Here is a 13635-nt window from a genome sequence, read left to right on the forward strand (position 1 = left end):
TTAACCGCTGTGATAAGAACAGCCTTTAGCATAATCCTTTCCGCTACGCTGCGCGAATAGCCTTAACCTATCGCAAGTGTTAAACTTTTTGTTCGGTAATTGTCACCTCTATAACTACAGGAAGTCAGCAACATGACACATATCTTTTATGAGTTCTCTTCCCTGAAGCCTGGTGTTCCAGATGTGGAAACATTAATGGAAGTCATCAATTCTTCTGAACTCACGCGTTTTGTCATGGGTGCAGAGGTGGTCGATTTTGTTAAGAAGGCGCTCATCGTTAACACCACGATCGGAAGCTTTAAAAACTGCTATTTTGCTTTCGATGATGGGGCTTACTTTCTCGAGTTTGACGGCAAGGGTAAATCCAGACGCTTTACTGAGGTGCCGGACTGGTTCGTTTCCCCCGCGGAATTTGCCCGCTCGCAATGGCTGATTAACCATGACCTGGCCGATGTGAAGGCGACAGCGTTTATTGACGTGCTAATGTCCTACCCGCTTAAAGAGCGCCGGGCGCACTGCAATCTGCTGTTTGGTCTGGATCTGCATAAGGTCAATGTGGTTCCGGCGCCTACAGCCCCTGCCGGAAAAATGGGCAATAAAAACGGAAAAACCACCAAGCCTCGCGTCACGGATCTCGGCTCTTTTGAGCTTTTTACCGCGTTCTTTGCACGCATGAAAACCGCCGTCAATGCAAATGAGTTCCCCACCTTACAGGTGCTGACAGGCCAGAAGGATCTTGCAAAAGCGCCGCACAGCTTAAAGCAAGGGATCAGAACCTGGTTTAAGGGGATTACCGGCGATCTGCCGCCGAACAACAAACGTGTCGGAGCGGGCAATGCAGTACTGTTCTGCGCTCCCGTTCGCGAGCAGATCCAGCAGATAGAGGCCATCGGCCTGGAAAAATACTATCAGGGCTTATCGAAAGCCATCGCTGACGCCGGGGATGGGTTTATCACCGACTTCAGCTATACCTGGTCTGAAGAGTAACGCTATGCGCCCCGCTCTCCTGGCGGGGCGTTTTAATTTTACCAGTCCGGTTCCCACCTCTTTACAGGGGCGAAATCCCGCCCGTTAACCGATATACTTACGTTCAACAAATACGCAATTTTTCTCGTTACGGCATGCAAAACAGGAGGTTTTTATGCTCATCGTTGTTCCTGTCCTTATTTTCGTTGCGCTGGTTATCGTGGGCGCAGGCGTCAAAATTGTCCCGCAGGGTTACCAGTGGACCGTCGAACGTTTCGGTCGCTACACCAATACCCTTCAGCCGGGTTTAAGCCTGATCGTCCCCTTCATGGACAGAATTGGGCGTAAAATCAACATGATGGAGCAGGTGCTGGATATTCCTTCCCAGGAAGTCATCTCTAAGGATAACGCCAACGTCACCATCGATGCGGTGTGCTTTATTCAGGTGATTGATGCGCCGAAAGCGGCCTATGAGGTGAGCAACCTGGAGCTGGCGATCGTCAACCTGACGATGACCAACATCCGTACCGTGCTTGGCTCGATGGAGCTGGACGAAATGCTCTCCCAGCGCGACAGCATTAATACCCGCCTGCTGCACATTGTTGATGAAGCCACCAATCCGTGGGGGATCAAAGTGACCCGCATTGAGATCCGCGACGTGCGCCCACCGGCAGAGCTGATTGCTTCCATGAACGCGCAGATGAAGGCCGAGCGTACCAAACGCGCCTATATTCTTGAAGCCGAAGGGGTGCGTCAGGCCGAGATCCTGAAAGCGGAAGGGGAAAAACAGTCGCAGATCCTGAAAGCCGAGGGCGACCGTCAGTCTGCCTTCCTCCAGGCAGAAGCGCGTGAACGTTCGGCAGAAGCGGAAGCCCGCGCGACGCAAATGGTTTCCGAGGCGATTGCCGCCGGGGATATCCAGGCTGTGAACTACTTCGTCGCGCAAAAATATACCGATGCGCTGAAGGAGATCGGCTCTGCGAACAACAGCAAAGTGGTGATGATGCCGCTGGATGCCAGCAGTCTGATGGGATCTATCGCCGGAATTGCCGAGTTGATCAAAGACGGCGGAAACGAGCGTAAAAAATGATTGAGCTCATCGTTGCACATCCTCATGCGTTCTGGCTAAGCCTTGGCGGCTTGCTGCTGGCCGCCGAGATGCTTGGCGGCAACGGTTATCTGCTGTGGAGCGGTGTTGCCGCTGTGATTACCGGGCTGGTCGTCTGGCTGCTGCCTGTCGGCTGGGAGTGGCAGGGCGCGCTGTTTGCCGTGCTGACGCTGCTGGCCGCCTGGCTGTGGTGGCGCTGGCTGAACAAACGGGTGAAGGCGCAGAAGCCGGTCGACGCGCATCTCAATCAGCGTGGGCAGCAGATCGTGGGTAAACGTTTTACGCTTGATAACGCGCTGATCAACGGACGCGGTCATATGCGCGTGGGGGACAGTTCATGGCCGGTGGTGGCCGATGATGACCTCAGCGCCGGCACGCGGGTTGAGGTCATTGCGGTAGAAGGCATTACCCTGCGGGTTAAAGCCTGTTAGGCGTGGGTTTTACGGTGGCAGCAGCCGGAAAGATTGTCGATAATCGGGCACTCGGCGCTGTCATCTCCCGGGCAGGATTCTGCCAGCTGTAGCAGTTGCTCACGCATCGCCTGTAATTCGATGATATGGCGTTCGATCTCCGCCACTTTTTCCAGCGTACGTTTTTTCACGTCGGCACTGTGGCGTTTCGGATCGTTAAACAGGTTAACCAGCTCGCCGCACTCTTCAAGGTTAAATCCTACCTGTCTTGCCTGACGCAGTAACGTCAGTTCATCAAGATGCAGCTGCGTATAGCTGCGGTAGCCGTTCTCACTGCGCAACGGTGGCGTCACCAGCCCTTTTTCCTCATAAAAGCGAATCGCTTTGCTGGTTAAGCCGGTTTTTTTCGCAACATCGCTGATATTCACATTTCCCCCTTGACCTTCCCCTTGATGGAAGGTTTAACCTTCATAACAGTTAGCGAAAAGCAGAGTGAAGGTCAACAATTGACCAGAACATTATACGGGAGTTTTGTTATGTCTCACACTATTGACCTGACACTGGACGGCCTCTCCTGCGGCCACTGTGTTAAACGTGTTAAAGAAAGCCTGGAGCAGCGTCCTGATGTGGAAAGCGCTGAGGTGACTATCGATCATGCCGCCGTGACCGGCAGCGCCAGCGCCGACGCGCTGATTGATACCATTAAACAGGCCGGTTACGGGGCGGAGTTAAGCCACCCAAAGGCTAAACCGCTGGCAGAGTCATCATCCCCGTCGGAAGCACTGACAGCGGCCACTCCTGAGCTTCCGGTAGCTGATGATATTGATGACAGCCAACAGCTGCTGATCAACGGCATGAGCTGCGCCAGCTGTGTCTCCCGGGTACAAAACGCCTTACAGGCGGTACCGGGCGTCGCACAGGCACGGGTAAACCTGGCGGAGCGTACTGCGCTGGTGATGGGCAGTGCCTCCGCCGCAGATTTAGTGCAGGCCGTGGAGAAAGCGGGCTACGGGGCGGAGGCCATCGAAGATGATGCCGAGCGCCGCGAGCGCCAGCAGGAAACGGCTGTCGCCACCATGAAGCGCTTCCGCTGGCAGGCGATCGTCGCCCTGCTGATCGGTATTCCGGTGATGGTGTGGGGCATGATGGGTGACAACATGATGGTCACCGCAGACAACCGCACCCTGTGGCTGGTGATTGGTCTGATTACCCTTGCGGTGATGGTGTTTGCAGGCGGACATTTCTATACCAGCGCCTGGAAGAGCCTGAAAAACCGCACCGCGACGATGGACACGCTGGTCGCGCTCGGGACGGGTGCGGCGTGGCTGTATTCGATGAGCGTTAACGTCTGGCCGCAGTGGTTCCCGATGGAGGCGCGCCATCTCTATTATGAAGCGAGCGCGATGATTATAGGTCTGATTAACTTAGGCCATATGCTCGAAGCCCGCGCGCGTCAGCGCTCGTCGAAAGCGCTGGAAAGATTACTCGATTTAACCCCGCCGACGGCCCGCGTGGTCACCGACGATGGGGAAAAAAGCGTTCCTCTCTCAGAGGTGCTACCCGGTATGACGCTTCGTCTCACCACCGGTGACCGCGTGCCCGTCGACGGTGAAATCACCCAGGGCGATGCCTGGCTTGATGAAGCCATGCTGACCGGTGAGCCGATCCCCCAGCAGAAATCTCAGGGCGATGAGGTGCATGCGGGTACGGTGGTACAGGACGGCAGCGTGCTGTTCCGCGCCAGCGCCGTTGGCAGTCATACCACACTGTCACGCATCATTCGGATGGTCCGCCAGGCGCAGAGCAGTAAGCCGGAAATTGGTCAGCTTGCCGATAAAATCTCCGCCATTTTTGTGCCAGTGGTGGTCGGTATTGCCCTGCTGAGCGCGGCAATCTGGTATTTCTTCGGCCCGGCGCCGCAGATTGTCTACACCCTGGTGATCGCCACCACGGTACTGATCATCGCCTGCCCTTGTGCCCTTGGTCTGGCCACGCCGATGTCGATTATCTCTGGCGTCGGACGCGCCGCCGAATTTGGCGTACTGGTCCGTGATGCTGACGCCCTGCAACGGGCAAGCACGCTGGACACCCTCGTCTTTGACAAAACCGGCACGCTCACCGAGGGCAAACCGCAGGTAGTGGCCGTTAATACCATTGGCTGTACGGAGACGGATGCCCTGCGCCTGGCCGCCGCGCTGGAACAAGGCTCCAGTCACCCGCTGGCGCGCGCCATCCTTGAGAAAGCCGGTGATGCCCGTCTGCCGCAGGTAAGCAACTTCCGCACCCTGCGCGGTTTAGGGGTCAGCGGTGAAGCAGAAGGCCATACGCTGCTGCTGGGTAACCAGGCACTGCTAACTGAACACGGTGTTGATACGTCCGTGCTGGACGCTGAGCTGAACGCGCAGGCCTCTCAGGGCGCGACGCCGGTTCTGCTGGCGAGGAATGGTCAGGTGGCGGCGCTGCTGGCCGTGCGCGATCCGTTACGCCAGGACAGCGTGGATGCCTTGCAACGCCTGCACCATGCGGGATATCGCCTGGTGATGTTAACCGGTGATAACCCGACTACCGCTAACGCCATCGCCAGAGAAGCCGGGATTGATGAGGTGATAGCCGGCGTACTGCCAGATGGCAAAGCGGACGCCATCAGGAAATTGCAACGTGATGGTCGTCAGGTGGCGATGGTCGGCGACGGCATCAACGACGCCCCGGCGCTGGCGCAGGCTGACGTAGGTATTGCGATGGGCGGCGGGAGCGATGTCGCCATTGAAACCGCGGCGATCACCCTGATGCGCCACAGCCTGATGGGTGTGGCGGATGCGCTGGCGATTTCGAAAGCCACGTTGCGCAACATGAAGCAGAACCTGCTGGGGGCCTTCGTCTATAACTCGCTCGGCATTCCGATTGCCGCCGGGATTTTGTGGCCGCTGACCGGCACCCTGCTGAACCCGGTTGTTGCGGGTGCGGCGATGGCGCTCTCGTCAATTACCGTGGTGAGCAACGCTAACCGTCTGCTGCGGTTTAAACCGAAAGCGTAGAATCCCGGAAGCTGGCCGGGTAAGCGCAGCGCCGCCCGGCTTTCGCCTATTGCGCCCCCCTTCCCCACGCGCTAGCATGAACCTTTCCGTTTATGGAGCGCGTATGGGTCTGTTTAATCGTATAAAAACATCGTTTCGCGCCCTTTTTCCCCGCCGTTATGCCTGGCCCGGTATGGATATTTCGCTTCCGGGTGGGCAGCAACTGCACCTGGTGGGAAGCATTCATATGGGCACGCAGGATATGTCCCCCCTGCCCTCCGGCCTGATTAAACTACTGAAGCGCGCCGACGCGCTGATCGTCGAAGCCGACATCTCCGGCCATGAATCGCCGTTTGCCGGGCTGGAAAGCGACCGCCCCCTGGCTGAACGTCTTAACGAGACGCAGTTGGCTGAGCTTACCCGTCTTGCGGATGAGTCCGGCGTCTCGCTCTCAATGCTCGACACCCTGCCCCTGTGGCAAATTGCCATGGTGCTACAGGCAACCCAGGCGCAGCGCCTGGGGCTGCGCGGCGATTACGGTATCGATTATCAACTGCTGAATGCGGCACGGGCGTGCAACCTGTCCGTCATTGAACTGGAAGGCACGGACAGCCAGATTGCGCTTCTTCGCCAGCTTCCTGATGACGGTAAGATGCTACTGGATGATACCCTGACCCACTGGCACACCAACGCGCGTCTGCTGCAAACGATGATTGGCTGGTGGCTGGATGCGCCGCCCGCAGACGGTAAGCTGGCGTTACCGTCGACGTTCAGTGAATCGTTGTATGATGTGCTGATGAACGCGCGCAACCAGGCGTGGCGGGAGACGCTGTATGCCCTGCCTGCCGGTCGTTATGTTGTCGCGGTTGGCGCGTTGCATTTGTACGGAGAAGGGAATTTGCCGTCGCTGCTGAAATAAAAAAATGGCCAATATTTCTATTGGCCCGTCAAAGAGGAATTTCATCGTTTTTATTATACCGAAGTGACCTTCGGCTACGCCGATTGTCGCTCAAAGTAACCATCACTGCCAATACTATTGCGCAAGATGGTGCTATTTTTTAGACAAACGTCAGGCGTATGCTGCTGGCATGAACCGTCTGTCGTAAGAAGGATAGCCATGACTCCCGCCGTTAAATTACTCGAAAAAAACAAAATTTCTTTCCGGATCCACACCTACGATCACGATCCGAACGAAACCAACTTTGGTGATGAAGTGGTGCGCAAGCTGGGGCTGAACGCGGACCAGGTTTACAAAACGCTGCTGGTCGCGGTGAATGGCGATATGAAGCACCTCGCCGTGGCAGTGACGCCCGTCGCCGGACAGCTTGATCTGAAGAAAGTGGCCAAAGCGCTGGGAGCGAAAAAGGTCGATATGGCAGACCCGATGGTTGCGCAACGCACTACGGGTTATCTGGTCGGCGGGATCAGCCCGCTCGGCCAGAAAAAGCGTCTGCCGACCCTGATCGATGCGCCTTCGCAGGAATTTGAGACGATCTATATTTCTGGCGGCAAACGCGGGCTGGATATCGAACTGGCCGCAGGCGATCTGGCGAAAATGCTGGACGCGAAATTTGCGGATATTGCGCGCAGGGATTGAGAAAATTGCCCGGTGGCGCTGCGAGGTAAAAGCAAAACGGTAACAGGCGTTACCGTTTTTTTGTGTTCGCGCCCTCTCCCGGTGGGAGAGGGTTGGGGTGAGGGCATCAGGCCGCACAACACTACTGCCAGCTCACCTCGCCCTTCGGCTCATACGCGTTCACGTCAATCGGTGAATTTTGCTGGATAAACTGCTTTAACACTTCCGCATCAATAAACCCGGTATTTACATAGCCCGGTTTGTTATCGATATGCGGATAGCCGTCGCCGCCGGTGGCGTTAAAGCTTAACGTTGCCAGGCGGTAGGTTTTCGCCGGATCAACAGGTTCGCCTTTGATTTTGAGATCGTTGAGCTTACCGTCCTTCGCGACGAAGCTGACGTTAGCAAACTGCGGATACGCTCCGGAGTCCGGCTTCATCTGCGCCACGGCGGTCAGGTAGTCAATTACCTCTTTCCCGCTCATGTCCGCATACACCACCACGTTGCCAAACGGCTGCACTTTGAGCACGTCTTTATAGGTGATGTTTCCGCCATCGATGGAATCACGAATACCGCCGCCGCTCATCACGCCGAAATCCGCATTCGTGCGCGCCATCTGCGCGGCCAGCACCAGACGCCCCATGTTGGTTTGTACGAAGCGGACTTTGCTGCGGTCCCCTTCCAGTCGTCCGTTAAGCGTGCCAATCTTCACGTCCAGCTGCGCTTTCCCTTTGCTCTGGAACGGCGTCAGCAGGGAGAGCATCTGCTGGTTTTCAGCGATCTCTGGCGTGTAGAGTACCCGCTCGCTTTTGCCGTCCGGGTAGGTTACTTTCTTCTTCAGGTTGACCGGGATGAGCTGATAGTGCACCAGCTTCATCTCGCCGTTACGGAATTCGAAATCCGCACGGCCTACGTATTTACCCCACTCGTGGGCCTGTACAATCCAGATACCGTTCTGACGATCCGGCGCGCACGGCGTGCCGGGCACATAATCTACCTGCTTTTTATTCTCAGAAGCCATGCAGACCGGATCCTGCGAATGACCGCCCACAATCATCGCCAGCGAGCCCGCAGGAAGGCTGCGCGCCATCTCCACGTCGCCCGGCGCGTTAGAGCCGTGCTGACCGTTGTCGTAATGCCCCATGTGGGTGGTAGCGATAATCACATCCGGTTTTTCATTCTGCTGCAACTCCTGGATCACCAGCTTCGCTTCGTCCGCCGGTTTACGGAATTCGATGTCGGTGAAAAATTCAGGGTTGCCAATTTTGGCCGTATCGTCGGTGGTTAAGCCGATGACCGCGATCTTCAGATCCTGACGCTTAAACAGCGCCCACGGTTTAAACAGGCGCTCGCCGGTGCTTTTCTTATAAATATTGGCGGAAAGGAACGGAAATTTGGACCACTTTTCCTGCTGGCGCAATACGCTCAGCGGGTTATCAAACTCGTGGTTTCCGACCGCCATCGCGTCGTAACCAATTAAATTCATGCCGCGGAAATCAGGCTCGGCATCCTGCAAATCAGATTCCGGTACGCCGGTATTAATATCCCCGCCCGACAGCAACAGCACGCTGCCGCCCTGAGCCGAGACCTCTTTACGAATGCCGTCCACCAGCGTTTTTTGCGCCGCCAGGCCATATTCACCGTATTCGCTGCGCCAGAAATGGCCGTGATGATCGTTAGTATGCAGAATGGTAATTTTATAGGTTTTATCTTTTTCATACGCCTGCGCGGGCAGGCTTGTCAGCCCCCATGCGGCGATGAGCGCCAGCGCGACGCCACGCTTTATTAACTTCATCTTCTCTCTCCCTGACCCATAGACAAACGCAAAAATTACAGTGACTCACAAGAATAGACAAATAAGTTTTCAGAATTGCGACTTTCTTCAAATGTCACGGACGAGTATGTTAGTCGGATAATAATTACTCCCTGCATCTCTAATTACAAATTGACGTGGTATTTATGGCAATCAGTGAATCAACCCAGCCTGTTCAGGGCGTTCCGGCGTCGCCGCCGAAATCGCGCACTTCCTTCAAAGTATTAGGCGCAATCAGTCTCTCTCATCTGCTCAACGACATGATCCAGTCGCTGATTCTGGCGATCTACCCGCTGTTGCAGTCTGAGTTCTCATTAACCTTCGTGCAGATCGGGATGATTACCCTGACCTTCCAGCTGGCCTCTTCGCTGCTACAGCCGGTGGTGGGCTACTGGACGGACAAATACCCGATGCCATGGTCGCTGCCCATTGGGATGTGCTTCACCCTGAGCGGGCTGGTGCTGCTGGCCATGACGGGCAGCTTTGAGGCGGTACTGGTTGCCGCGGCGCTGGTAGGAACCGGTTCATCGGTGTTCCATCCGGAATCGTCCCGCGTGGCGCGTATGGCCTCCGGCGGACGCCACGGGCTGGCGCAGTCTCTGTTCCAGGTGGGGGGGAACTTTGGTAGCTCCCTCGGTCCTCTGCTGGCGGCGGTAATTATCGCGCCTTACGGCAAAGGCAACGTGGCGTGGTTTGTGCTGGCCGCGCTGCTGGCGATTGTCGTCCTGGCGCAAATCAGCCGCTGGTATGCCGCGCAGCATCGCGTAAATAAGGGAAAACCTGTCGCAAAGATAACTAATCCCCTTCCGCGTAATAAGGTGATCCTTGCCGTCAGCGTGCTGCTGGTGCTGATTTTCTCGAAATATTTCTATATGGCGAGCATTAGCAGCTATTACACCTTCTATCTGATGCAAAAATTCGGATTATCGGTACAAAACGCCCAGTTCCATCTCTTTGCCTTCCTGTTTGCGGTGGCGGCAGGCACGGTGATTGGCGGCCCTGTGGGAGATAAAATCGGACGTAAATATGTGATTTGGGGCTCTATCCTCGGCGTTGCGCCGTTTACGCTTGTTTTACCGTACGCAACGCTGGAATGGACCGGAATATTGACAGTGATAATTGGTTTTATTCTCGCGTCGGCGTTTTCAGCCATTCTGGTCTATGCGCAAGAGCTGCTGCCGGGACGTATCGGTATGGTTTCCGGTCTCTTTTTCGGTTTTGCCTTTGGCATGGGCGGCCTTGGCGCCGCCGTGTTAGGGATGGTTGCAGACCACACTAGCATCTTCCTGGTCTATAAAATCTGCGCTTTCCTGCCACTTCTGGGGATGTTGACCATATTCCTGCCTGACAACCGTCATAAAGCGTAACTACATGGCTGCCAAAGTTAAACTTTGGCAGCCGGATAACCTGATGCCATAAGGCTTTCCTCTCCCTCCCCTCAGCAAATTTATCAAAATCTGCCTTTTTTCGTGCTTATTGCCTTTTTATTGTGATTTCAACAATTATTCATAAACATAAGCGTAAAAATTGTCATAAACTATTAATCGGCTTTTTGGTATTTGCACCAAAAATGGATCACCCATCGCGAAAGGAGACGGAATGCACCACGCCACACCGCTTATCACCACCATTGTTGGTGGACTTGTGCTCGCTTTTATCCTCGGCATGATTGCCAACAAACTGCGTATTTCGCCCCTGGTAGGCTATTTGTTAGCGGGCGTGCTGGCAGGACCCTTTACGCCGGGTTTTGTCGCAGATACCAAACTTGCACCGGAGCTGGCGGAACTGGGCGTTATCCTGCTGATGTTTGGCGTCGGACTGCATTTTTCCCTGAAGGATCTGATGGCGGTAAAGTCGATCGCCATACCGGGAGCGATCGCCCAGATAGGGGTGGCGACGCTGCTGGGCATGGCGCTTTCGGCGGTGCTGGGCTGGTCAATCATGACCGGTATCGTATTTGGGCTGTGTCTTTCAACCGCCAGTACCGTGGTGCTGCTGCGCGCGCTTGAAGAGAGGCAGCTGATAGACAGCCAGCGCGGGCAAATCGCGATTGGCTGGCTGATAGTTGAAGATCTGGTGATGGTGTTGACGCTGGTACTGCTGCCCGCCGTCGCCGGGATGATGGAAAAAGAGAATATCGGCTTCGCTTCGCTGGCGCTGGATATGAGCATTACCATCGGTAAGGTTGTGGCGTTTATTGCCATCATGATGCTGGTGGGCCGCCGTCTGGTGCCGTGGATCATGTCCCGCAGCGCCGCCACCGGCTCGCGTGAACTGTTCACGCTTTCGGTCCTTGCGCTGGCGCTGGGCATTGCCTTTGGCGCTGTCGAGCTGTTTGACGTCTCCTTTGCGCTGGGCGCGTTCTTCGCCGGGATGGTGCTGAACGAGTCCGAGCTGAGCCACCGTGCCGCGCACGATACTCTGCCACTACGTGATGCGTTCGCGGTGCTGTTCTTTGTCTCCGTCGGGATGCTGTTCGACCCGATGATCCTCATCCAGCAGCCGCTGGCCGTGCTGGGTACGCTGGCAATCATCATCTTTGGTAAGTCCGTTGCCGCCTTCTTCCTGGTGCGGATGTTCGGTCACTCGCCGCGCACGGCGCTGACCATCGCCGCCAGCCTGGCGCAGATTGGCGAGTTCGCCTTTATTCTGGCTGGTCTGGGAATGGCCCTGAATCTGCTGCCACAGGCTGGGCAAAATCTGGTGCTGGCGGGGGCGATCCTCTCCATCATGTTGAACCCGGTATTGTTTGCCCTGCTGGAGAAATATCTCGAGAAGACCGAAACCCTCGAAGAGCTGACGCTGGAAGAGGCGACAGAAGAAGAGAAACAGATCCCGGTGGATATCTGCAACCACGCGCTGCTGGTCGGTTTTGGCCGCGTCGGCAGCCTGCTGGGTGAAAAACTGATGGCTCAGGGCATTCCACTTGTAGTGATTGAAACGTCACGCACCCGCGTCGACGAACTTCGCGAACGCGGCATCCGCGCGGTGCTGGGCAACGCGGCTAACGAAGAGATTATGAATCTGGCGCATCTGGACTGCGCTCGCTGGCTGCTGCTCACTATCCCGAACGGTTACGAGGCTGGCGAGATTGTCGCCACAGCCCGTGAAAAATGCCCGCATATCGAAATCATAGCCCGCGCCCATTATGATGACGAAGTGGAGTACATTACCGAGCGCGGCGCGAATCAGGTGGTGATGGGTGAGCGTGAGATTGCGAATACGATGCTGACAATGCTGACGAAGCCGCCGGTTGAAGAGGCGGTGACGGGGTAAATTTTGTGCGGCCTGGTCCCCTCACCCCAGCCCTCTCCCCAAAGGGGAGAGGGTGTTCAAGTTCCCTCTCCCCTTTGGGGAGAGGGCCAGGGTGAGGGGTCTTCTTTTACCTGTCCCAATACGCCTCTTCGAGGCTGTCTTCCCGTTCCGGCAGCCCACGCGTTAAGCGCGGTGAATGCTGGTTCAGCACCTGATAACTCACGCGGTTCGCGTACTTGCACACCTGCGCCAGCGAGGAATAGGTCAGCCAGTTGAAGGTGTGTTTGCTGGAATTCGGCACATTGGTTTTGTGGTAGGCGTTAGCGGTGATGTCGTGCAGCAGCGCGGCCAGCGCGCCGTCGCCCGCGCCGTTGGTGTTCATGATCTTCTCGGGGCCACCCATATACGGTGCAATGTGGGAGAAGATACGCAGCGGGTTGATGCAGTCTTTATGACGCATGGCGCGGCTGAACTCGTACTGGTTAAATTCGGCGATAGCGCCCGGCAGCAGCGGGTGCTGGGTTTTCCGCTTGCTCTCTTCTTCCGTGAAGCCCGCCATGTACAGCCCGACCGGCCCTGCGGTGCAGAGCACCAGATCCACCCAGTCCAGCGCCTTATCAGACGCCAGCAGCGGATCGCTTTCGCCGGTCAGCGCTTCGGCTTCTTCTTCATTCATCGCCAGAATCGAGACGTGTTCTTTCAGGAAGGCCTGCCACCACTCCGGGTTGTCGGCAATCACGAATTTGGTGCCCAGCGTCAGAACCACAGGCACGTTGTATTTCTTCGCATACTCAATTGCCTTCATGGTTGCGTCCGGCATTGGTTCGCCCGGCTTGCAGCGCACCAGATAAGACGTCAACACCAGCGCAGACGCGCCCGCGATCACCTCTTCCGGAATACTTTCAGCGCGTAGCTTGTTCATATGGCCGGGGCTGATGGCAAAGGTACGCTCGCCGGAATCGCTTATCAGCGTAAAGCAACGACCAATTGGCCCGTCAACGCCCTGCAAATAGTTCAGATCGGTGCGGCTGGAGGTATTGCACAGGTAGCGGTAGGCGTAGCCACCGATTTCGATATTGCTGCACATCACGCCAAGCAGTACCGAGCGGTCGTCTGCCAGAACGGAGTAGTTGTGCATGGTGTTACCGATGGTGCCGCCAGCAAACTGGTGGGTGATAAGATTTTCGCGCATCAGTTCCTGATACAGCGCTTCGGCAACGTCATCCTCAATCACCAGCGAGTGCCCGGCGCTCAGACCATAACGTGCGACAAACGCATCATCCACTTTGGCTTCAATGTCCACCAGCGTCTGATCGATACCGACCACCCAGGCAGCGCTGGTTTCGCTTTCCTGCTGAATTTGCTGTAACAGCGGATCGCGGGCATCGACGGGGAAATAGTGTTTGGACTTACGTTTACCGGGAAATTTCATGGTCTGAACTGTGCAAAGAATACGGGCCGGGAATGGTAGCACAAACCCGGCCCGTAACGCG

General features: G+C 56.2%; 11 protein-coding genes. 8 read left to right on the top strand and 3 right to left on the bottom strand.

The features are described 5' to 3' along the window. The first annotated feature begins 132 nt into the window (after positions 1–132). The 3 genes from ACOTX2_RS10020 to ACOTX2_RS10030 all read left to right on the top strand — a co-directional run bounded on the left by ACOTX2_RS10020 (position 133) and on the right by ACOTX2_RS10030 (position 2505). On the top strand, positions 133–987 hold the full coding sequence (locus ACOTX2_RS10020; RefSeq protein ID WP_022647288.1) for a hypothetical protein: 855 nt from the start codon (positions 133–135) through the stop codon (positions 985–987). A 154-nt stretch (positions 988–1141) separates the two neighbouring features. Next, positions 1142–2056, top strand: a complete 915-nt coding sequence (locus ACOTX2_RS10025; RefSeq protein WP_003858941.1) for an SPFH domain-containing protein — start codon at positions 1142–1144, stop codon at positions 2054–2056. Next, positions 2053–2505, top strand: a complete 453-nt coding sequence (locus ACOTX2_RS10030; protein WP_023305604.1) for an NfeD family protein — start codon at positions 2053–2055, stop codon at positions 2503–2505. The genes ACOTX2_RS10025 and ACOTX2_RS10030 overlap by 4 nt, the downstream gene beginning before the upstream one ends. Here the strand turns inward: ACOTX2_RS10030 and cueR are convergent. After that, positions 2502–2912, bottom strand: a complete 411-nt coding sequence (cueR, locus tag ACOTX2_RS10035; protein WP_017383222.1) for a Cu(I)-responsive transcriptional regulator — start codon at positions 2910–2912, stop codon at positions 2502–2504. The genes ACOTX2_RS10030 and cueR overlap by 4 nt on opposite strands. A 108-nt stretch (positions 2913–3020) precedes the next feature. On the opposite strand from cueR, the gene copA reads away from it, so the two are divergent. The 3 genes from copA (at position 3021) to ybaK (ending at position 7095) form a co-directional block, all read left to right on the top strand. Then, positions 3021–5519, top strand: coding sequence for a copper-exporting P-type ATPase CopA (gene copA / locus ACOTX2_RS10040; RefSeq protein ID WP_063843850.1), 2499 nt, complete (start codon positions 3021–3023; stop codon positions 5517–5519). A 103-nt stretch (positions 5520–5622) separates the two neighbouring features. Further along, positions 5623–6417: a TraB/GumN family protein gene (locus tag ACOTX2_RS10045; RefSeq protein ID WP_023299471.1), complete on the top strand. Its 795-nt coding sequence runs from the start codon at positions 5623–5625 to the stop codon at positions 6415–6417. A 198-nt stretch (positions 6418–6615) separates the two neighbouring features. Next, on the top strand, positions 6616–7095 hold the full coding sequence (gene ybaK / locus ACOTX2_RS10050; RefSeq protein ID WP_010428207.1) for a Cys-tRNA(Pro)/Cys-tRNA(Cys) deacylase YbaK: 480 nt from the start codon (positions 6616–6618) through the stop codon (positions 7093–7095). A 121-nt stretch (positions 7096–7216) separates the two neighbouring features. Here the strand turns inward: ybaK and ushA are convergent, their stop codons facing one another. Next, a complete protein-coding gene (ushA, locus tag ACOTX2_RS10055; RefSeq protein ID WP_063147922.1) occupies positions 7217–8869 on the bottom strand; it encodes a bifunctional UDP-sugar hydrolase/5'-nucleotidase UshA in 1653 nt (550 codons plus the stop codon). A 164-nt stretch (positions 8870–9033) separates the two neighbouring features. Between ushA and ACOTX2_RS10060 the strand changes: the two genes are divergently transcribed. Further along, complete coding sequence (locus ACOTX2_RS10060) at positions 9034–10254, top strand: MFS transporter (protein ID WP_421625911.1); 1221 nt, start codon at positions 9034–9036, stop codon at positions 10252–10254. A 232-nt stretch (positions 10255–10486) separates the two neighbouring features. Further along, positions 10487–12163 carry a YbaL family putative K(+) efflux transporter gene (ybaL, locus tag ACOTX2_RS10065; RefSeq protein WP_022647281.1) on the top strand — a complete coding sequence of 559 codons (1677 nt, stop codon included), beginning with the start codon at positions 10487–10489 and terminating at the stop codon, positions 12161–12163. A gap of 106 nt (positions 12164–12269) precedes the next feature. Here ybaL and ACOTX2_RS10070 read toward each other — a convergent pair whose 3' ends face one another. Continuing rightward, positions 12270–13574 carry an inosine/guanosine kinase gene (locus ACOTX2_RS10070; RefSeq protein WP_022647280.1) on the bottom strand — a complete coding sequence of 435 codons (1305 nt, stop codon included), beginning with the start codon at positions 13572–13574 and terminating at the stop codon, positions 12270–12272. Positions 13575–13635: the final 61 nt, after the last annotated feature.

Origin of the sequence: Enterobacter cloacae complex sp. IR5412 (genome assembly GCF_049237385.1) — a bacterium.
GTDB classification, from domain to species: domain Bacteria; phylum Pseudomonadota; class Gammaproteobacteria; order Enterobacterales; family Enterobacteriaceae; genus Enterobacter; species Enterobacter intestinihominis.

Bases quoted from the DNA above. Each gene is read 5' to 3' on its own strand.
- ACOTX2_RS10020 (WP_022647288.1), top strand. From the start codon at position 133: ATGACACATATCTTTTATGAGTTCTCTTCCCTGAAGCCTGGTGTTCCA.
- ACOTX2_RS10060 (WP_421625911.1), top strand. From the start codon at position 9,034: ATGGCAATCAGTGAATCAACCCAGCCTGTTCAGGGCGTTCCGGCGTCG.
- ushA (WP_063147922.1), bottom strand. From the start codon at position 8,869: ATGAAGTTAATAAAGCGTGGCGTCGCGCTGGCGCTCATCGCCGCATGG.
- ACOTX2_RS10070 (WP_022647280.1), bottom strand. From the start codon at position 13,574: ATGAAATTTCCCGGTAAACGTAAGTCCAAACACTATTTCCCCGTCGAT.
- ACOTX2_RS10030 (WP_023305604.1), top strand. From the start codon at position 2,053: ATGATTGAGCTCATCGTTGCACATCCTCATGCGTTCTGGCTAAGCCTT.
- copA (WP_063843850.1), top strand. From the start codon at position 3,021: ATGTCTCACACTATTGACCTGACACTGGACGGCCTCTCCTGCGGCCAC.
- ACOTX2_RS10025 (WP_003858941.1), top strand. From the start codon at position 1,142: ATGCTCATCGTTGTTCCTGTCCTTATTTTCGTTGCGCTGGTTATCGTG.
- ybaK (WP_010428207.1), top strand. From the start codon at position 6,616: ATGACTCCCGCCGTTAAATTACTCGAAAAAAACAAAATTTCTTTCCGG.
- ACOTX2_RS10045 (WP_023299471.1), top strand. From the start codon at position 5,623: ATGGGTCTGTTTAATCGTATAAAAACATCGTTTCGCGCCCTTTTTCCC.
- ybaL (WP_022647281.1), top strand. From the start codon at position 10,487: ATGCACCACGCCACACCGCTTATCACCACCATTGTTGGTGGACTTGTG.